Genomic DNA, 17,771 nt, shown 5'->3' with positions numbered 1-17,771 from the left:
CCAGTGGACAGGGGCCGCTAGGCTGTCACCGTGGACCCCTCCCCTTCCTGTCCCCGCTGTCAGGCGCCGCGTGGCCCCGGGCCGGAGTGTCCCCGGTGCGGCGTCATCTACGCCAAGGCGGATGCCCGGGCCGCCCGGGAGGCCGCGACGAAGCAGGCCGCGCCCCCTGCCGAGGCGGTGGCGCCGACACCGGAGGAGCCGTTCCTCGTCGACCCCGCGTGGCTGGTACGGCCCGGGGAGCTGCGCTCGGACGTGCTCCCCCAGGCGACGCCGGACTGGGACGCCGGGGCCGACGAGGCCGCCTACGAGCGGAAGCTGCACATGTGGGTGATTCCCGTGGTGCTGCTGGTGTCCTACGGCGCCGTGGAGGGGCCGCTGGGGTTCGTGGTGCGGCTGTTCACCATGCCGCTTCACGAGCTGGGCCATGCGGTCAGCGGGTGGCTGTGCGGCATCGTCGCGATTCCCACGCTGTGGAAGACGCTCAACCTGGGGCGCTCGTACCTGGCCGCGGCGCTGGCGGCGGCGGGGCTCGGGTTCTGGGTCTTCCGGGCATGGAAGGCGCGGCGGTGGAACCACGTGGCGGCGGGCGGCGGGCTCCTCTTCGTGCAGCTGGTGGGGACGCTGTTCCTGTCCTGGCCCTCGGCCATGGTGGTCTTCAGCTTCGGAGGGGACGCGGGGATGATGCTGCTGGGCACGGCGCTGATGACCACGATGTACGCGCGCCCGGGGAGCTACCTCCACGAGCACGGCCTGCGCTGGGGCTTCGTCGTCATCGGCGGCACCAGCTTCATGGACGGCTTCCTCACCTGGTGGCGGGCCCGGACGGACTTCGCGGAAATCCCCTTCGGGCAGAACGAAGGCGTGGGCCTGAGCGACGCGAGCCGGCTCGTGGACGAGCACGGCTGGGACGAGGGAGCCCTCATCCGCCGCTACGTGGCGCTGGGCGTGGCGTGCCTCGTCTTCCTCGCCGTCCTCTACACGGTGAAGCTCGTCCAGGGCCGGCGGCGCCTCACCCCACCGCGGCAAACGGCCACGTGAAGCCGGGGTAGCGCACCACCTCCGGCTTGCGCCGTCCCTTCCACGCCAGGGACTCACCGGGCCGCAGCAGCAACGCCTGGGGCCCGCGCTTCACCTCGCGCCGCACCTCGACGAGCCGCTCCGGGTACGGGTCCGCGTCCGGATTCTCGTCCATGAGGCTCGCGCCGCTCACGGGCTGGCCCGGGTAGCCCTCGTACCGGGGCCCCATGCCCTCGCGCCAGTACCAGGGCGCCCCGCCGTCCGCGCACGGCACCACGTAGCGCGCGCCCAGCAATTCGCCGTAGCGCAGCGCCTCCTCGGGCCCGGCCATGAGCTGCTGCGGCTTCGTCAGCGCCCCGCGCGGCACGTTGACGAGGAACGCGTCCAGCGTGGTGAAGCCGAAGAAGATGGGCGCCAGCCGGAAGCCGCGCACGCCGCAGAAGAGTACGTCCACCGGCCCCTCCTCGCGCAGCACCCGCCGGCACACCGCGTCCATGTCTCCGCGCACGTCATGCCCGGAGTCCGCGAAGAAGGCCGAGGAGAACCCCGGCGCGCGCACCAGCCACGCGTTGCCCTCGTTGAAGAGGTCCGGGTATGGCCCCGCCTCGTCCGTGGGCTGCTCGCCGTGGAAGGGCAGCGCGCGCACGGTGACGTCGCCCACCTGCCGTGACTCGCCCCAGCGCAGCGGCTCCACGCGCGTGAAGCCGAGCTGTGCCAGCCGCAGCGCGCAGTCCGTGGAGAACAGGCTCTCGCGCTCCACCGCCGGCACGAAGATGCGCGTGTCGCGCGGCAGCGGCAGCAGCGAGCCCAGGTGGAAGTGGTCCCCGTGCGAGTGGGTAATCACCACCGCGTCCACCCGCCCCACGTCCCGGGGCTGCATGGGCGCATAGCCCCGTGCGTCCACCAGCCCCTGGGGCCGGAAGTACGGGTCCACCAGCACGCGCGCCTCGCGGCCGGACACCAGCACGGTGTTGTGTCCCACGAAGAGCGCCCCGGGCGCGGGCACCTCCACCGGGGCCTCGTGGCGCACGAGCCAGCCCGCCTGCCCCAGGTCCGCCAGCAGTTGGGCCACCACGGGTACGACGGCCAGGGCGCGCAATTCCGCGCGGGTGGCGCCCCGGGCCAGGGTGGCGAAGAGGTCCGCCACCGCGGGCCACTCGGCCGCGCGCACGGGGACGTCCAGGCCCAGCGACTCCTGGCGCAGGTGGAGCACGCGCGGGCGGTGCCGGGTGGCATCCGGGAAGAGCACCTCGCGCCGCAGCACGCGCCGGCCGCGCCGTCGCCGGCCGTCCTCGCACAGGGCCGCGTAGCGGGGCGTCTCCTCCAGCCAGCGCACCAGCGCGTCCGCCTCGCGCAGGGTGCCCTCGCGGCCCAGCGCCGCGACCTGGCGCTTGAGGGGCAGGTGGGCGCGGCGCACGGGGCGAGCAGTGGGGCCCTGGATGCTGCAGCCCAGGTCCTCGTGGTGGTCGGCCTCCGTCCGGGCCGACGCGAGCACGGCCAGGCTGACGCCCCGGTGCAGGGTGATTCGCATGGAGGGGATGTTAATGCCGCGCCGCGTGAGGGCGGGGGCCTTTCCCTTCCACGCACCGTCCGTGGGAGGGCCCTCGGCGAGACAGCCGGGAGGAACGCCGGTACCCTGCGCGTCGCATGGCACAGCCCGCCCAGCAGCTCCCCCCGACTCCGTCCTCCCCTGGCGCCTCCACTCCGGAGCACGTCCAGCCCCGCTTCAGCTGGCTGCCCCCGGTGGGCACGTGGAAGTACCACGCGCTGCTGAGCGCGGTGGCACTCCTCGTCCTCGGCCCGCTGGGCGGCGTCGCCGCCTCGTACATGAACTTCAGCGTGGGCTTCTTCGTGGGCGGCCAGGTGCTGGCGGGCATCCTCGGCAGCGCCGTCACCTACGGCTACGGCGCGGAGGGCAAGCACGGCGCCAACTACATGCAGACCATGGCGGCGTCGGTGGCCTCGCTGTGCGCCATGTCCGTGCTCATCCAGTCCATGGTGTGGCTGGGAATGGAGATGCCGCCCGCCTGGCACCTGATGCTCTTCGTCGGCTGCGTGGGCATGTTCGCCGTGGGCGTGGGCATGCTCTACACGCCCCTCCTGGTGGACAAGCTCCAGCTCGACTACCCGTCGGGCCTGGCCGTGGCGAACATCCTCCGCGCGCTCACGGACAAGCGGCTGCTCAAGGTGTCCATCTCCAAGCTCGGCGGCGGCACGCTGCTGGGGGCGGTGGCCGCGTGGATGACGGAGAAGGTGGCCTTCGTGGGCTCCATCGGCACCAGCGCCGCCACGGTGGGCGCCGGCATGATTGTGGGCAGCCGCATCACCGTGCCCGCCATCATCCTGGCCGTCATCGGCGCGCTGATGACGCCGTACTTCCGGGAGCTTGGCTGGCTGGGGCCCAATGACCCGTTCCGCAAGATTGGCTTCCTGCTGGGGCTGGCGATGATTTGCGGCGCGGCGGCGGTGGACCTGTCGCTGCTCGCGGTGCAGGCGGCCACGCGCATCCGCGCCAGGACTGGCGAGGCGGACTCGGGCGAGGAGGAGTCCTGGAAGAAGGTCAACGTCTCCCGGCTGGTGGCGTGGGTGGTGGGCTGGGGCGCGGCGACGCTGCTGGTGGGGACGCTGGTGCTGAATCAACCCGTGGGCTGGCTCCTGCTGGGCATCGCCCTGGCGCTGCTGTTCGTGCTCATCAACGGCATCTCCTACGGCATCACCGACCAGAACCCCATCTCCAGCGCCTTCGTCATCTCGGTGATGGTGATGTCGCTGATGGGGCTGAAGAACCCGCTGGTGGGGTTGATGGGGGCCACCATCCTGCTCGTCTCCACCTCGGTGGGCGTGGACATGCAGCAGGACCGCTCCACCGGCTGGCGCCTGGGCACCAACCGCGTCCTCCAGTTCCGCTACCAGGTGCTCGGCGTCATCATGGGCGCGCTGCTGTGCGTGGGCCTCGCGCGCGTCTTCATGGCCGCCTACCCCGCCCTGACCATCAACCAGCTCGACAACCCCAAGGCCGAGGTGGGCCAGTGGGGCTCCGCCATGACGTACAAGCTGGTGGGCGCCATCCGCGGGCTGGGCACGCTGTCGGACTCCACGGTGAAGCTGCTGCTCATCGGCCTGGCCATCGGCTTCACCATCCAGGCGGCGCGCAAGCTCCTGCAGCGCCACGCCGGCTACCAACGCTACGTGAAGAGCTCGCGCGCGGGCTTCGCGGTGGGCTGGACGATGGACTCCCTGCTGCTGGCCAGCCCGTACGCCTCGTCCTTCGGCGGCTTCGTGGCCTTCCCGGTGGCGCTGTGGTTCGGCGCGGGCGGCATCTTCACCTCGGTGTGGAACACGGTGGCGAAGCGGGGCCAGACGTCGCACGCCGCGGGCAGCCCCGGCGAGGGCGAGGCGCTCCCCGAGGACATGAGCAGCATGTCCCTGGTGGGCGGTGGCCTCATCGCCGGCGAGTCGCTCTTCTTCCTCATCGCCGGGCTGATTGGCCTCGTGTCGCTGCTGGCGTGACACACGTCACATGACTTCACGGACCTCCCTACAGACGCGGGGAGGTCGGCACGGACACTCCAGACAGGCAGGAGAGGCTTGGATACACTGAGCTGTCTCACTCAACCTGTCCGAGGTGTCCCATGAAGCGTTCCATTGTTGCGATGGCGGTGCTGTTCGGTGCCTCCCTGCTGGGCTGTGGCGGAGCCGACGCCGAGGTCCTCCCCGAGGATTTCGGAACGGCCACCGACGCGCTCTGTGCCGCCGGCACTCCGCACTGCGATGACCTCGACCTCACGTACTGTGGGAAGCGGGGCCTGACGACGAGCTGCTGCTTCGGGACGAACACCTACTCCTGTTTCTGCACGAGCGCCGGCTGGGCCTGTCCGTGATGTCCGGGGCCTCGGGGGCGCGCACCGCCCCGGGGCCCACCCGCGAGTGAGGGGCGACGCCGCGCCGCCCCCACCGCGCACCGCCTCCGCGCTGGCGTGGGTCCAGAGCCCCGGGCGTCTGTCATTGCACCAGTAACTCGAATACCCTGGGCCGGTTCCCTCCAACCTGCCGGGGTCTTCTCATGAAGCATTCATTCGCGGTGCTGGTGGCGTTCCTCAGCCTCTCCCTCCTGGGTTGTGGAGGCGCAGCCACGGAGACGGAAGCCGGAGCGGCGCCCGAGATGGGTGAGCAAGCGACCGTCTCCCAGTTCGCGACCTGTACCGCGCTGTGCAATGGAGGGCAGTCCGTCTCCTGTTCGGGCACCACCTGCTCCTCGACCAACTACCAGGGCGTCACCTGCAACGGCGTGTTCACCGCCTGTCCCGCGACGTGCTCGGGCCTGCCCACGTGCACCTCGCTTGCAGGCACGTCCTGCTCCGTCGAGGGCGCGGAGCAGCAGTGCTGCTCGGGCGGCGCCACCGGCCTCCTGACCTGCGGCCGCAACAGCTTCTCCCCCAAGCTGCGCTGGCTCTACTGAGGCACTCCGTGGGCCCGCGCTCGGGCGCCCTCCAGCCCTGGAGGTCGACTTGACTTTCCGTGCGCGGGCCTGCACCTTGTTCAGCGTGAGCATCGTCAATTTCACCACTGCGACCACCACCACGACTCGCTTCGGCGGGCGTGGAGCGGTGCGCGTCGCGTGGTGAGCTGACGAACGCACGGTTCCCTGCCCCGCCTTCTCCGGCCGGGGCAACCGTGCGCTCGCTTCAGCGCTCCGTCCGGATGGGCTTTTCACCACTTCCGAAACGGAGACGCACATGCTTGACGAACACGACCACCGCTCGCTGGGCCAGCGCCTGGACCTCTTCCACCTGCAGGAAGAGGCCCCCGGCATGGTGTTCTGGCACCCCCGCGGGTTGATGCTGTACCGGCTGCTGGAGGAGCACGTCCGCCGCCGCATGGAGCGCGAGGGCTACCGCGAAGTCCGTACGCCGCAGCTCTACGCGCAGCCCCTCTGGGAGCGCAGCGGCCACTGGGAGAACTTCCGCGAGAATATGTTCCTCGTGCCGGACGGAGAGCGGCACCTCGCGCTGAAGCCGGTGAGCTGCCCGGGCCACATCGAAATCGTGCAGCGCATGGCGCCCAGCTACCGGGACTTGCCACTGCGGCTGGGTGAGTTCGGCCTCGTGCACCGCAGCGAGCCGGGTGGCGCGCTGCACGGCCTGTTCCGCCTACGCCAGTTCACGCAGGATGACGGCCACATCTTCTGCGCCGAGGACCAGGTGCAGCGGGAGGTGGTCCGCTTCGCGCGCTCGCTGAAGGACTTCTACGCGGGCTTCGGCTTCGACGACGTGCAGGTGGCCTTCTCCAGCCGGCCCCAGGTGCGCGCCGGTGAGGACTCCGTCTGGGACAAGGCCGAGGCGTGGCTGTTGTCCGCCGCGAAGGAGGCGGGGCTGGAGTGCCTGATGCAGCCGGGCCAGGGCGCCTTCTACGGGCCCAAGCTGGAGTTCGTGCTGAAAGACAGGCTGGGGCGCGCGTGGCAGTGCGGGACGATTCAGCTCGACCTGGTGCTCCCGGAGCGCTTCGACCTGCGCTACGTGGACGCCTCGGGTGCGAAGGTCCGTCCGGTGATGCTTCACCGTGCGCTGCTCGGCAGCCTGGAGCGCTTCATCGGCGTGCTGCTGGAGCACCACGGCGGTGCGCTGCCGGCGTGGCTGGCCCCGGAGCAGGTGGTGGTGGCGTCGGTGGGTGACGCCGCCGGGGACTACGCGGAGCGCTTCTCCGCCCGGCTGCGCGAGGCGGGCTGCCGTGCCCGGGCGGACGTCCGGGGCGAGTCGCTGTCGAGGAAGATTGTCGACGCGCACGGCGTCGGCGCGCCGTGGCTGGTGGTGGTGGGTAAACGCGAGGTGGAGGCCGGCGGCGTACGCCTGCGCCAGCGCGACGGTGCCCAGCGCGACCTGCCGTGGGACGAGGCAGTGGCGGAGCTGGTCGCCGCGTGCCGTCCGGCGGCGGAGGCCTGAGTCGAGGGACGGCCCGCCCCTTCCCATGTGGAGGGGCGGGCTGTCCGGGTGCCGGCGCTCCCCGGAGGGCGCGCGTGCCGCCGAAGCACCTTCCCGCACGCGGGGCACGCCCCCGCACCTCGCCGGAGCGCCAGGAGCACCGCTCAGTAGAAGAGGAGCTCGGGCTGCGGGGTGACAGTCGTGTTGGTGTCTCCCGTCGTGCCCGCCTCGGCGGCGCCGTTGGTGAGCGCGAAGGTGCCCTCTCCTCCATCTCCGCCCGAGCCGCCGCCACCGCCTCCCGCGACGAGCGAGGTGGCCGTGCCCTGGACGGCCGGCGTGCCCGCGGCGCCGCCGGCCACCTGGATGTTGGCGACGTTGGCGATGACGGGCGTGTTGGCCGTGAGGAACTGGACGATGCCACCACCGCCACCGCCACCCGCGCCGTAGAGCGTGCCGCTGACGCCCGAGACGCCGTTGGCGCCATTGCCTCCGTTGGCGCGGATGAAGCCGTTCGAGCCCAGGGTGATGGTGCCGCGGGAGACGATGGAGACCACACCGCCACCGCCACCGCCACCGCCCGCCAGCGCCTGCCCGGCGGCACCGGTGTTCCGTGCGTTGCGGCCATCGACTTCGATGGTGCCGTTCACCGTCACGTTGCCCCGCGCGGCCAGGATGATGCGTCCGCCGGCCTCGCCGCCGGAGATGAAGGTGGGATGGGCCATCGGGCGGAAGCCTCCGCCGCCGCCGCGCAGGTCGAAGCGGGTGAGCAGCGCGGACCGGCCCAGGTCCAGGCCCCGGCCGCCCTGGTAGCCTCCCGCGGCGGAGATGGCGAGGCCCGTTCCCGGCGGGTTGACGCTCTGCACCTGCGGCTCCGAGTTGGCGGCGATGATGCCTGTCGGACCGATGATGATGTCACCGGTGGCACGAATCACCGTCCCGCTCGCGACGATGAGGGTGCCGTCGATGCGCACGTTGCGGAACATGAGGTTGGCGCCACCCGGCAGCGAGCCGTAGCCAATGGCCAGGTTCCGCAACGGGCTGGAGGAGAAGAGGGTGAGGTCCCCGGCGGAGCCGTCCCCGTAGAGCGCGAGCGCGCCATGCTCCCCCTGCGGCCCCTGCGCGCCCGTGGAACCGGTGGGCCCCGCCGGGCCCACATCCCCCGTGGCACCGCGCGGGCCCTCGGGACCGATGTCCCCCCGGAGCCCCTGCGGCCCCATCGGCCCTGCCGCTCCCGTCTCGCCGCGCTCACCCTGCGGGCCCGTGGCCCCCACCAGGCCCTGCGGCCCCTGGGGCCCCACCGCACCCGCCACACCGTTGCAGAGGTAGCGCGTGTTCGCGGCGTTCACCTCGTTTTCCCGCAGCGCCCCGTCCCGGTCGGCGTCGATGCCGGCCTCCATCTTCACGCCGCCGAAGGCGCAGTTCTCCCCCGCGGGCTCCGGCGTGGTGAGCATCAGCGCGTTCAGTCCCTGGGGCCCGGGAGGCCCGCCCGCGGGCCCCGGAGGACCTTCGGGTCCCTGGGGCCCCGGTGGCCCCACGGCCCCTTCCACGCCCTCGCCCCCCTTGCAGGCAGTCATGCCCAGGAGGCCCACCACGAGCGTGGCCCGCAGCACCGGCACTCCGAGAACACAGAACGACGAAAGGACGCGCATACCAACCCCCGTGAAGAAGAGCGCACGGTCCGGCATGAAGCGCGGCCAGCGCAGTGGGAACCGGTGCGAGGCCGCGCACAGGCCCAAAAACGTCGACCAGGCATTTTGGACCGACCCACACGTCAGGCGCCAGGGCGGACACACCAGCTGAAGAGTCTGGAAGGGGCGGCGCGGCGTGGCGGAGCGCCTCCTACACACCAGGCGCCGGGGCGGCCACACCGACTGAGGCGCCTGGATGGGTGGCGCGGCGCAGCGGAACGACTCCTACACGCCAGGCGCCAGGGCGGGACATACCGGATGAAGAGTCTGGAAGGGGCAGCGCAGCGGAGCGACTCCCACACGCCGCCCCTGCGTCACCGTGCCCCCGCCGCGCCTGGTGGGAGCCACCGGGGCTGACGGAGGCCGGCGCCCGCCCGCGCGGAAGGCGGGCGGGCGGAAGTGAAGGCGTCAGGCCTTCTGGAGGCGCTCCAGCACCACGCCCGCGTGGAGGACTTCCTCGGGCACGGTGGCCAGGTCATCCAGGCTGAGGATGCCCACGGGGTTGCGCTGTCCGTCGACGACGACCAGGCGGCGCACCATCTTGTCCTCCATCAGCCGCTCGGCCTCCACGAGCGTCGCATCGGCCTCGCAGGTGATGACGTTGGCCGTCATGGCCTCCCGCACGGAGGTGGTGTTGGGGTCCTGGCCCATGGCGGTGCAGCGCACGGTGATGTCCCGGTCCGTCAGCATGCCCACGAGCTGCCCACCCTCCATGACGGGGAGCGAGCCGATGTTGCAGGTCCGCATCCTCAGCGCGGCGACGCGCACGGGCTCGGCCGCCTCGATGGTCTCCAGGTTCTTCGTCATCAACTCGCCAATCCGCATCGGTGTTGCCTCCTCTGCGAGACGTCCCCTCGAACCTACCCTGGATGCCACGGGGGGCACGTGCTGGAGGGGCCCGGAACACGACTGTTGAGCAGGGCAGTCGACAACGCGACACCCGCCTGGTTGCCCACCGGGCGCGACGGCAGGGCAGGATGCGCATCCAAGAAGCTCCCGGGGCGTTCCCGGGGCCTGAAAGGAGCATGACGGCATGGCGGACAAGCTCACCCTCAGCGACGACGAGTGGCGCAAGCGCCTGAGCCCGGAGGAGTACGACGTCCTCCGCCGGCACGGCACGGAGCGCCCCGGCTCGGGCTGCTTCCTGGGGACGAAGACGCCTGGCACCTATGTGTGCGCCGGCTGTGGCAACCCGCTGTTCAAGGCGGGGACGAAGTTCGAGTCCGGCACCGGGTGGCCGTCCTTCACCCAGCCGCTGAACACGGACTCGGTGACGGAGGTGCATGACCGCTCGTACGGAATGGTGCGCACCGAGGTCCGCTGCGCGCGGTGTGACGGGCACCTGGGCCACGTCTTCCCGGACGGCCCGCCGCCCACGGGCCTGCGCTACTGCATGAACTCGGTGGCGATGAAGCACGTGCCCGAAGGGCAGCCGCTGGAGCTCGTGAAGGCCTAGCCGCGCGGGCAGCAAACCGGGCGGGCCGCACCCTCGCGGCCCGTGCCGTGACGCTCAGCCCAGCCAGGCGCGGGCGTTGCGGAACATCCGCATCCACGGGCCGTCGTCGCCCCACTCGCGCGGCCGCCACGAGTGCTGCACGGAGCGGTGCACGCGCTCGGGGTGCGGCATCGTAATCGAGAAGCGCCCGTCGCGAGTCGTCAGCCCGGCGATGCCATGGGGCGAGCCGTTGGGGTTCGCCGGGTACGTGGCCGTCACGCGGCCGTGGTTGTCCACGAAGCGGGTGGTGACGAAGCCCAGCCCGTTGACGCGCGCGGCGTCCGCGTCGCTGGGGAACTCCGCGCGGCCCTCGCCGTGCGACGACACGATGAGCATCCGGCTGCCGGCCATGCCCCGGTAGAAGAGGGACGGCGTGTCGGCCACCTCCACCAGCGTCAGGCGCGCCTCGAACTGCTCGGAGGCGTTGCGCACGAAGCGGGGGAAGTGCTCGGCACCCGGAATCATGTCCTTGAGCTGGGACATCATCTGGCAGCCGTTGCAGGCGCCCAGGCCGAAGCTGTCCGGCCGCGAGAAGAAGGCGGCGAACTCGTCCCGGGCGCGCGGGTTGAAGAGGATGGACTTCGCCCACCCGCCGCCCGCGCCCATGACGTCTCCGTAGGAGAAGCCACCGCAGGCCATGACGCCCTGGAAGTCCTTCAGCGACACGCGCCCGGCGAGGATGTCGCTCATGTGCACGTCCACCGCGGCGAAGCCCGCGCGGGTGAAGGCGGCGGCCATCTCCTGCTGGCTGTTGACGCCCTGCTCGCGCAGCACCGCCACGCGGGGCCGGGCGCCCTTCGCGACGAAGGGCGCGGCCACGTCATGCGTCGGGTCGAAGGTGAGCAGCGGGGACAGGCCCGGGTCCGTCGCGTCGCACTTCGCGGCGAACTCCTGCTCGGCGCAGACGGGGTTGTCGCGCAGCAGCTGCATCTCGTAGCTGACGCGGGACCAGGCGCGGCGCAGGGCCGTGGTGCTCTCGGCCAGCAGCGTGCCGCCGCCGTGGCGCACCCGCACCTCCAGCGCGGCCGTGGGCCGGCCCAGGTCATGGCAGTGCGCCGCCAGGCCGTGCTGTCCCAGCACCTCGCGCACGCGCGCCACGTCGGCCGTGCGCACCTGCACCACCGCGCCCAGCTCCTCGTTGAAGAGGGCCGCCACCCCGTCGCTGCCCAGGGAGAACACGTCCACGTCCAGGCCGCAGTGGCCGGCGAAGGCTATCTCGCACAGCGTCGCCCACAGGCCGCCGTCGGAGCGGTCATGGTAGGCCAGCAGCCGGCCTTCGGAGTTGAGGGCCTGCACCGCCGCGAAGAAGCCGCGCAGCAGGGCCGGGTCCTCCACGTCGGGGCACTCGGGGCCCACCTGCCCGTAGACGTGCGCCGCCACCGAGCCGCCCAGCCGCTGCCGGCCGCGCGCCAGGTCCAGGAACAAGAGCCGCGTGTCCCCCGCCACCTCCACCAGCTGCGGCGTGAGCGACTGGCGCACGTCCAGCACCGGGGCGAAGGCGGAGATGATGAGCGACACCGGAGACGTCACGGCCTTGCGCGCGCCCTGCTCCTCCCAGACGGTGCGCATGGACATGGAGTCCTTGCCCACGGGAATGGTGAGTCCCAGGGCCGGGCACAGCTCCATGCCCACGGTGTGCACGGCGGCGAAGAGGTTGGCGTCCTCGCCGGGGCTGCCGGCCGCCGCCATCCAGTTGGCGGACAGCTTCACGTCGGACAGCTTGCCGATGCGGGCCGAGGCGATGTTGGTGAGCGCCTCGCCCACGGCCATGCGGGCGGAGGCGGCCGCGTCGACGATGGCCAGCGGCGTGCGCTCGCCCATGGACATGGCCTCGCCGGTGGTGCTCGTCACGGTGGACAGCGTCACGGCGCAGTCGGCCACCGGCACCTGCCATGGGCCCACCATCTGGTCTCGACTGACGTGGCCGGACACCGTGCGGTCGCCGATGGTGATGAGGAAGGACTTGTCCGCCACCGTCGGGTGGCCCAGCACGCGCTCGGCCAGGTCCTTCAGCGGCACGTCCAGCTTCAGCGGCGGCAGGGCCAGCGGGCGGGACTTCACGTCGCGGTGCATGCGCGGCGCCTTGCCGAACAGCACGTCCATGGGCAGGTCGATGGGGGCGTTGCCGAACTGCGTGTCGCCCACCTTCAGCACCTGCTCGCCGGTGGCGTCACCCAGCACGGCGAAGGGGGCGCGCTCGCGCTCGCACAGCGCGGCGAAGCGGGCCAGGTCCTCCGGGGCCACGCCGAGCACGTAGCGCTCCTGGGCCTCGTTGCACCAGATCTCCACCGGGGCCATGCCGGGCTCGGCGTTGGGCACTGCGCGCAACTCCAGCCGGCCGCCCAAATCATTGTCGTGGGCCAGCTCCGGCACCGCGTTGGACAGGCCGCCCGCGCCCACGTCGTGGATGGAGCGGATGGGGTTGGTGTCGCCCATGGCCCAGCAGCGGTCGATGACCTCCTGGCAGCGCCGCTCCATCTCCGCGTTGTCCCGCTGCACGGAGGCGAAGTCGAGGTCCGCCGCGCTCGCGCCCTGCGCCATGGAGGACGCGGCGCCGCCGCCCAGGCCGATGAGCATGGCCGGCCCGCCGAGGACGATGAGCTTGTCCCCCGGCTGGAGGCGGCCCTTCTTCACGTGCGGCGCGCGGATGTTGCCCAGGCCACCGGCAATCATGATGGGCTTGTGGTAGCCGCGCACCTCCACGCCCTCGGGCGTGGGCACCTGCACCTCGAAGCTGCGGAAGTAGCCGCAGAGGTTGGGGCGGCCGAACTCGTTGTTGAAGGCGGCGCCGCCGAGCGGGCCGTCAATCATGATGTCCAGCGGCGAGACGATGCGGTCCGGCTTGCCGTAGGGCTGCTCCCACGGGCGCTCGAAGCCGGGGATGCGCAGGTGGCTGACGGTGAAGCCGGTGAGGCCCGCCTTGGGCTTGGCGCCGCGGCCGGTGGCGCCCTCGTCGCGAATCTCTCCGCCCGCGCCGGTGGCGGCGCCCGGGTACGGAGAAATCGCCGTCGGGTGGTTGTGCGTCTCCACCTTGATCATGATGTGGGCCGGCTCGCGCACGGCGCCCCACTCCCCCGACTCCGGGTGGGGGAAGAAGCGGTCCACCTCGAAGCCCTCGATGACGGCCGCGTTGTCCTTGTAGGCGGACAGCACGCCCTCCGGGTGGAGTGCGTAGGTGTTCTTGATGGCCTGGAAGAGCGAGCGTTCCTGCTGCTTGCCGTCGATGGTCCACGACGCGTTGAAGATTTTGTGTCGGCAGTGCTCGCTGTTGGCCTGCGCGAACATCATCAGCTCGACGTCGGTGGGGTTGCGCTTCAGCTCGGAGAAGCGGGCCACCAGGTAGTCGATTTCGTCGTCGGCCAGGGCGAGGCCCAGCTCGCGGTTGGCGGTGGCCAGCGCGGCGCGGCCTCCGGCCAGCACGTCCACGGTGGTGAGGGGCCGGGGGGTGTGCGCCTCGAAGAGGACGGCGGCGTCCTCCAGGCGGCCCAGCACCACCTGCGTCATCCTGTCGTGCAGCACGGGCGACAGGCGCGCCAGCTCGGCGGGCTCCAGCGCGCGGCCGGCGGGGCCGGCGACGTAGAAGGCGGTGCCGCGCTCCATGCGGCGGACCTTGTCGCCCAGGCCACAGTTGTGGGCGATGTCGGTGGCCTTGGAGGACCAGGGGGAGATGGTGCCCGGCCGGGGCGCCACCAGCAGCAGGCTGCCCGTCCGCTCACCGGGGGCCACGCGGGGGCCGTACTCGAGGAGGCGGCCGAGCGTGCCCTGCTCACCCTCGGAGAAGGGCGCCGAGGCGTCGATGAAGTGCACGAACTCCGCGTAGACGGACGACACGGAGGGCACCTGCTCGCGGCAGCGGGCAAGGAGCTTGGCGAGCCGGAATTCAGAGAGGGCCGGAGCCCCACGCAGGATGTGCATGCTGGACATGGGAATGGGAGTGGCTCTGGGTAACAGCGGGGCCGTCCTTATCACCGTGGGTCGGCACGGCGAGTGAAGACTTCACGCCGGGTTGCCCGCTGCACGGACGGGCAGGAGCCACGGTGGGAGCCGCCCGTACGTCAGAGCCTGCGAAGGGCTCGTGACAGATAGGGAAAGACGGCGAGCACGAAGAAGTTGAGGCCCACGGCCCAGGCGACCAGGGGCTTCCAGCGGTCCGCCGGAAGACGCTTCGCGCCGAGGGCGACGAGCACCATCAGCACCGGCAGGAAGTCCAGGGCGAAGCGGTGCGCGTTCAGCTGGACGAAGCCGTTGTTGTAGTAGAGCAGCATGTGCGTCAGGGCGAGGAGCACGCTCGCCCACGCGGCCCGCACCGGCACGGCCGTCCCGCTTCCGCGCGCCGCCAGCGCGACGAAGAGGAAGGGGCTGGCGATGGTGAGGGAGGTGCCGATGCCATCCACCGCCACCGGCTGGAGCTGGCGGGGCGCGGAGAAGATGAAGTGCGGCCCCTCCAGGAACATGGTGATGAAGTTGAAGGGCAGGTACGCGGGGTGGAAGAGGCCGTACTTCTCCACGCGGGCCTGGAGGTAGTCGCCCAGGGGGATGTACGCGTAGCCGGTGTCGAAGGGCCCCTCGAAGCGCGCGGCGTTGAAGGCCAGGTACGCGAGCGCGCAGAGGCCGAAGCCGAAGAGTCCGCCGAAGACCTGGAGCACCTGTCGCCGCCGGCCCGACTCCTCGGCGCGCCGCCACAGCACCACCAGCAGGAAGAGCAGGCTGTAGACGGCGAGCTGCCGGGAGAGGAAGGCGCTCCCCGCGAGCAGCCCGACGAGCACCGCGCGCCCGCGGCCCAGCGCCTCGGTGACGGCCAGCACCAGGCAGGTGGTGGCCACCACGTGTGCGAAGAACCAGACGCCGCCGCTCCAGAGGACACAGGACCAGAACCCGGTGCCCAGCAGGAACGCGGCGGCCAGCCAGGCGCGCTCCGGAGGAGGCAGCTCCAGTCGCGTGAGCAGGCGCCACAGGGACCACCCCGCGAGCAGCGCCAGGAGCACGGCGACGGCGCGGACCGGGGCGCGCTCGGGCCCCGTCACCGCGACGATGGGCAGCAGCAGCACGGAGGGGAACGGGGGAAAGGGCACCCACGCCTTGCCGCCATGAAGCGCCAGGTCATGAGGCCCCTGGGGGACATCCATGCGCCCCTGCAGCCACGCCTCGGCCTGGAGGGCGTAGAGGTTGGGCTCGTCCAGCCGCGTCTTGTGGCTCAGCACGAGTCCGAGCGCGAGCAGGCCCAGGAGCCAGACTCCAGGCGTCTTCCAGCGGGAGAGCGTCGCGTCGCGCATGCCCCGCCGCAATTACTCTCGGTCGCCGGGCTCGGCAATGGGAGACTGAGCGCGAGCCCGCGCCAGGAGGAACTCCCGCTGCGGCGGAGTCCGGGCCAGCGCCGCGGCCTGACGGAAGCAATCCGCCGCCCGCCCCCGCTCGCCGAGCTGTTCCCGCAGCGCGCCCTCCACGGCGAAGCGCCACGGGTAGCGGACCAGCGAGGGCTCCGAGCGAAGCGGCGCCAGGGCCGCGAGCGCCTCCCCGGGTCCCCGGGCCCGGCCGAGCGCCACCACCCGGTTGAGCGCCACCGTGGGCGAAGGCTTGAGCACGAGCAGGTCGTCATACAGCGCCAGGACCCGAGGCCAGTCCACCGCGTCCGGCCCCGCCGAGCGCGCATGCAGGAACGCAATCTCCGCTTCCAGGTGCAGCGCGGTGAGCGCCTCGCCCATGGAGGCCCGCAGGTGGGCCTCGCCGCGAGAGAACAGCCCCGCCGACACCGCCCCGGGCCCCCGCGCCTCCAGTGGAACGAACGTTCCTTCCGCGTCCACCCGTCCCGGCAGCCGGGCGGCGCTGAAGCAGAACAGCGCGGCCAGGGCCTGGCCCTCATGCGTCGCGGTGCGGGGATGAGAGAGCAGCAACTCCACGAGTCGCAGGGCCTCCTCGCACAGCTCCACGCGGGACAGGTCCTCGCCGCCCGAGGCCTCATAGCCCTCGTTGAAGAGCAGGTAGAGCGCCTGATGAACGGAGGACAGGCGCGCGGGCAGCTCCTCGGGGCCGGGCACCTCCAGCGCCGCGCACCGCTCGCGGAGGGTCCGCTTCGCACGCACGAGACGCTGGGCCACGGCGGGCTCATCGGCCAGCAGGGCGAGCGCGATTTCGCGCACGGAGAAGCCGCACGCCACCTTGAGGGTGAGCGTCACCTGCACCTCTTCCGAGAGCGCGGGGTGGCAGCAGGCGAAGAGCAGCCGCAGCTCGTCATCGGGAAGCTCGGCGGCGAAGGCCGGTGGCTCCGGCGCGTCCTCCACGGGCCCGGACTCCTCGGAGCCAGCGTCCTCCGAGGGCGCCTCACGGGACTGGAGGTGAAGCAGGTCCACCAGCCGGTTGGACGCGACGCGCAGCAGCCACGCGCGGGGCTGGTCGGGCGCGCCATGGAATCCCCAGGTGCGGGCGGCCTGGAGCATGGCGAACTGCACGGCATCCTCGGCGAGGTCCAGTCGCCCGGGGCCGACCCGCCGTCCCAGCGCGGCGACGAGCTGGGGCGACAGGCGGCGGAAGGCGGTCTCCAGGGCGCTGCGAGCGGCGTCAGACATCGTCGATGGCGCGCAGCTCGACTTCTCCGTAGCGCAGGTGGGGGCAGCTCTGGGCGATGGCCACGGCCTCCTCATACGAGCCCGCGGAGAGGATGAAGAGGCCGCCAACAATGTCCTTCACCTCGGCGTAGGGGCCATCGGACACGAGCACCTTCTCGCCCTGGCGCGTGAGGCGGCGGCCGCCCTCGTCCTTCAGCTTCTCGCCTTGGAGGATCTTCCCCTCCTTGCGCATCCGGTCGCTCCAGGCGAGGTAGTCCTCGACGCACGCCTGCATGTCGGCGGGCGACCAGCTCGCGTAGGTGGCAGGCGTCTCGTGCAGCAGCATCAGGTAGCGGGCCATGGGTGTCTCCAGGTTGTGGGTAGGTGTGAGCCCGGACTGTTCCGGGGCACTCACCCATGAAGACGGCGGGAGCGAAAAAGGATCGACATCCCCCGCTCGGATTCTACCGGCAGCCCGCTGAAAGGCCCCACCACCATCGCGCCAGGCGCCCCCGCCAGCGGACCTCGGACTGGCCGAACGCATTGCCCACGGCCTCATAGGCCCCGAAGGCGCCCGCGAGTGTCGCAGTGGGGAGTTCCAGCCTGGGAAGGAGCGCTGGCTTCCGGCCCTCGGACGTTCTCAGCGGCGGCGGTTGTCAAAACACTGGTGTCGACACCACCGCGGAGCTAATCCCGTCGCATGACTCGTCACGCTTGGCTGGGATTGACGCTCTTGACCGCCTGCGCTCCGAACGACATCGCGCGGACGTCCTGTCAGAGCGTGATGATGGCCACGCACGAGCCGTGGGAGTGCAAGCTCAGCGGTGAGCGAATCGGACGCGCGTCGTCGATCGCGTTCGACACGAAGTCGAGGAACCACGTCGCCCAGGTGAAGTTCACCATGAAAATCACCCAGGGGACGCTGCGGGTCAGTTACCGCGATCTCGACGGCGACAAGCAGCTCACCGTGACTCCGGCGTCGCCGGCATCGATCGAGATGCAGACGCGCCTCCACCGCGAGAGCCGCTCGTTCACGCTGTATTTCGAGCCCCTCGGCGGGCACGTGGAGGGACTGACGGGGACGGTCGACTACTCCACGCCGTGAGGAAGT

General features: G+C 71.6%; 14 protein-coding genes. 7 read left to right on the top strand and 7 right to left on the bottom strand.

Going from position 1 to position 17,771, the window contains the following annotated elements:
* The first annotated feature begins 30 nt into the window (after nucleotides 1-30).
* Nucleotides 31-1,038, top strand: coding sequence for a hypothetical protein (locus tag G4D85_RS21275; RefSeq protein WP_164014762.1), 1,008 nt, complete (start codon nucleotides 31-33; stop codon nucleotides 1,036-1,038).
* Here the strand turns inward: G4D85_RS21275 and G4D85_RS21270 are convergent.
* Nucleotides 1,010-2,548: an MBL fold metallo-hydrolase gene (locus G4D85_RS21270; RefSeq protein ID WP_164014760.1), complete on the bottom strand. Its 1,539-nt coding sequence runs from the start codon at nucleotides 2,546-2,548 to the stop codon at nucleotides 1,010-1,012. The genes G4D85_RS21275 and G4D85_RS21270 overlap by 29 nt on opposite strands.
* A gap of 116 nt (nucleotides 2,549-2,664) precedes the next feature.
* Here G4D85_RS21270 and G4D85_RS21265 point away from each other — a divergent pair, with 116 nt between their 5' ends.
* The 4 genes from G4D85_RS21265 (at nucleotide 2,665) to thrS (ending at nucleotide 6,956) form a co-directional block, all read left to right on the top strand.
* Nucleotides 2,665-4,527 carry an OPT/YSL family transporter gene (locus G4D85_RS21265; protein WP_164014758.1) on the top strand — a complete coding sequence of 621 codons (1,863 nt, stop codon included), beginning with the start codon at nucleotides 2,665-2,667 and terminating at the stop codon, nucleotides 4,525-4,527.
* Nucleotides 4,528-4,649: 122 nt separating this feature from the next.
* Nucleotides 4,650-4,898, top strand: a complete 249-nt coding sequence (locus tag G4D85_RS21260) for a hypothetical protein (protein ID WP_164014756.1) — start codon at nucleotides 4,650-4,652, stop codon at nucleotides 4,896-4,898.
* Between the two features lie 182 nt (nucleotides 4,899-5,080).
* Complete coding sequence (locus tag G4D85_RS21255; RefSeq protein WP_164014754.1) at nucleotides 5,081-5,476, top strand: hypothetical protein; 396 nt, start codon at nucleotides 5,081-5,083, stop codon at nucleotides 5,474-5,476.
* 277 nt (nucleotides 5,477-5,753) lie between these two features.
* The gene (thrS, locus tag G4D85_RS21250) at nucleotides 5,754-6,956 is read left to right on the top strand and encodes a threonine--tRNA ligase (protein WP_164014752.1); all 1,203 of its coding nucleotides are present in this window, start codon (nucleotides 5,754-5,756) and stop codon (nucleotides 6,954-6,956) included.
* A gap of 143 nt (nucleotides 6,957-7,099) precedes the next feature.
* Here thrS and G4D85_RS50340 read toward each other — a convergent pair whose 3' ends face one another.
* Nucleotides 7,100-8,584 carry a DUF7151 family protein gene (locus tag G4D85_RS50340; RefSeq protein ID WP_275900308.1) on the bottom strand — a complete coding sequence of 495 codons (1,485 nt, stop codon included), beginning with the start codon at nucleotides 8,582-8,584 and terminating at the stop codon, nucleotides 7,100-7,102.
* 447 nt (nucleotides 8,585-9,031) lie between these two features.
* Nucleotides 9,032-9,448, bottom strand: coding sequence for a CBS domain-containing protein (locus G4D85_RS21240; RefSeq protein ID WP_164014750.1), 417 nt, complete (start codon nucleotides 9,446-9,448; stop codon nucleotides 9,032-9,034).
* A 208-nt stretch (nucleotides 9,449-9,656) separates the two neighbouring features.
* On the opposite strand from G4D85_RS21240, the gene msrB reads away from it, so the two are divergent.
* Nucleotides 9,657-10,079 carry a peptide-methionine (R)-S-oxide reductase MsrB gene (gene msrB, locus G4D85_RS21235; RefSeq protein WP_164014748.1) on the top strand — a complete coding sequence of 141 codons (423 nt, stop codon included), beginning with the start codon at nucleotides 9,657-9,659 and terminating at the stop codon, nucleotides 10,077-10,079.
* 54 nt (nucleotides 10,080-10,133) lie between these two features.
* Here msrB and purL read toward each other — a convergent pair whose 3' ends face one another.
* The 4 genes from purL to G4D85_RS21215 all read right to left on the bottom strand — a co-directional run bounded on the left by purL (nucleotide 10,134) and on the right by G4D85_RS21215 (nucleotide 17,021).
* The gene (gene purL / locus G4D85_RS21230; protein WP_164014746.1) at nucleotides 10,134-14,042 is read right to left on the bottom strand and encodes a phosphoribosylformylglycinamidine synthase; all 3,909 of its coding nucleotides are present in this window, start codon (nucleotides 14,040-14,042) and stop codon (nucleotides 10,134-10,136) included.
* Nucleotides 14,043-14,173: 131 nt separating this feature from the next.
* On the bottom strand, nucleotides 14,174-15,391 hold the full coding sequence (locus G4D85_RS21225; RefSeq protein WP_240359419.1) for a glycosyl transferase family 39: 1,218 nt from the start codon (nucleotides 15,389-15,391) through the stop codon (nucleotides 14,174-14,176).
* Nucleotides 15,392-15,403: 12 nt separating this feature from the next.
* Nucleotides 15,404-16,681, bottom strand: coding sequence for an RNA polymerase sigma factor (locus G4D85_RS21220; RefSeq protein ID WP_164014744.1), 1,278 nt, complete (start codon nucleotides 16,679-16,681; stop codon nucleotides 15,404-15,406).
* On the bottom strand, nucleotides 16,674-17,021 hold the full coding sequence (locus tag G4D85_RS21215; protein WP_164014742.1) for a YciI family protein: 348 nt from the start codon (nucleotides 17,019-17,021) through the stop codon (nucleotides 16,674-16,676). The genes G4D85_RS21220 and G4D85_RS21215 overlap by 8 nt, the downstream gene beginning before the upstream one ends.
* 339 nt (nucleotides 17,022-17,360) lie before the next feature.
* On the opposite strand from G4D85_RS21215, the gene G4D85_RS21210 reads away from it, so the two are divergent.
* Nucleotides 17,361-17,765: a hypothetical protein gene (locus tag G4D85_RS21210; RefSeq protein WP_164014740.1), complete on the top strand. Its 405-nt coding sequence runs from the start codon at nucleotides 17,361-17,363 to the stop codon at nucleotides 17,763-17,765.
* Nucleotides 17,766-17,771: the final 6 nt, after the last annotated feature.

The organism is Pyxidicoccus trucidator (genome assembly GCF_010894435.1).
Taxonomy (GTDB): Bacteria; Myxococcota; Myxococcia; order Myxococcales; family Myxococcaceae; genus Myxococcus; species Myxococcus trucidator.
Note: the sequence above shows the minus strand (reverse complement) of the source record. Positions and strands in the feature narration are given on the sequence as shown.

Coding starts and splice junctions, on each gene's coding strand:
- G4D85_RS21240 (WP_164014750.1), bottom strand. CDS start 9,448: ATGCGGATTGGCGAGTTGATGACGAAGAACCTGGAGACCATCGAGGCG.
- purL (WP_164014746.1), bottom strand. CDS start 14,042: ATGTCCAGCATGCACATCCTGCGTGGGGCTCCGGCCCTCTCTGAATTC.
- G4D85_RS21265 (WP_164014758.1), top strand. CDS start 2,665: ATGGCACAGCCCGCCCAGCAGCTCCCCCCGACTCCGTCCTCCCCTGGC.
- G4D85_RS21220 (WP_164014744.1), bottom strand. CDS start 16,681: ATGTCTGACGCCGCTCGCAGCGCCCTGGAGACCGCCTTCCGCCGCCTG.
- G4D85_RS50340 (WP_275900308.1), bottom strand. CDS start 8,584: ATGCGCGTCCTTTCGTCGTTCTGTGTTCTCGGAGTGCCGGTGCTGCGG.
- G4D85_RS21260 (WP_164014756.1), top strand. CDS start 4,650: ATGAAGCGTTCCATTGTTGCGATGGCGGTGCTGTTCGGTGCCTCCCTG.
- G4D85_RS21255 (WP_164014754.1), top strand. CDS start 5,081: ATGAAGCATTCATTCGCGGTGCTGGTGGCGTTCCTCAGCCTCTCCCTC.
- G4D85_RS21210 (WP_164014740.1), top strand. CDS start 17,361: ATGACTCGTCACGCTTGGCTGGGATTGACGCTCTTGACCGCCTGCGCT.
- msrB (WP_164014748.1), top strand. CDS start 9,657: ATGGCGGACAAGCTCACCCTCAGCGACGACGAGTGGCGCAAGCGCCTG.
- G4D85_RS21225 (WP_240359419.1), bottom strand. CDS start 15,391: ATGCGCGACGCGACGCTCTCCCGCTGGAAGACGCCTGGAGTCTGGCTC.
- G4D85_RS21270 (WP_164014760.1), bottom strand. CDS start 2,548: ATGCGAATCACCCTGCACCGGGGCGTCAGCCTGGCCGTGCTCGCGTCG.
- thrS (WP_164014752.1), top strand. CDS start 5,754: ATGCTTGACGAACACGACCACCGCTCGCTGGGCCAGCGCCTGGACCTC.
- G4D85_RS21215 (WP_164014742.1), bottom strand. CDS start 17,021: ATGGCCCGCTACCTGATGCTGCTGCACGAGACGCCTGCCACCTACGCG.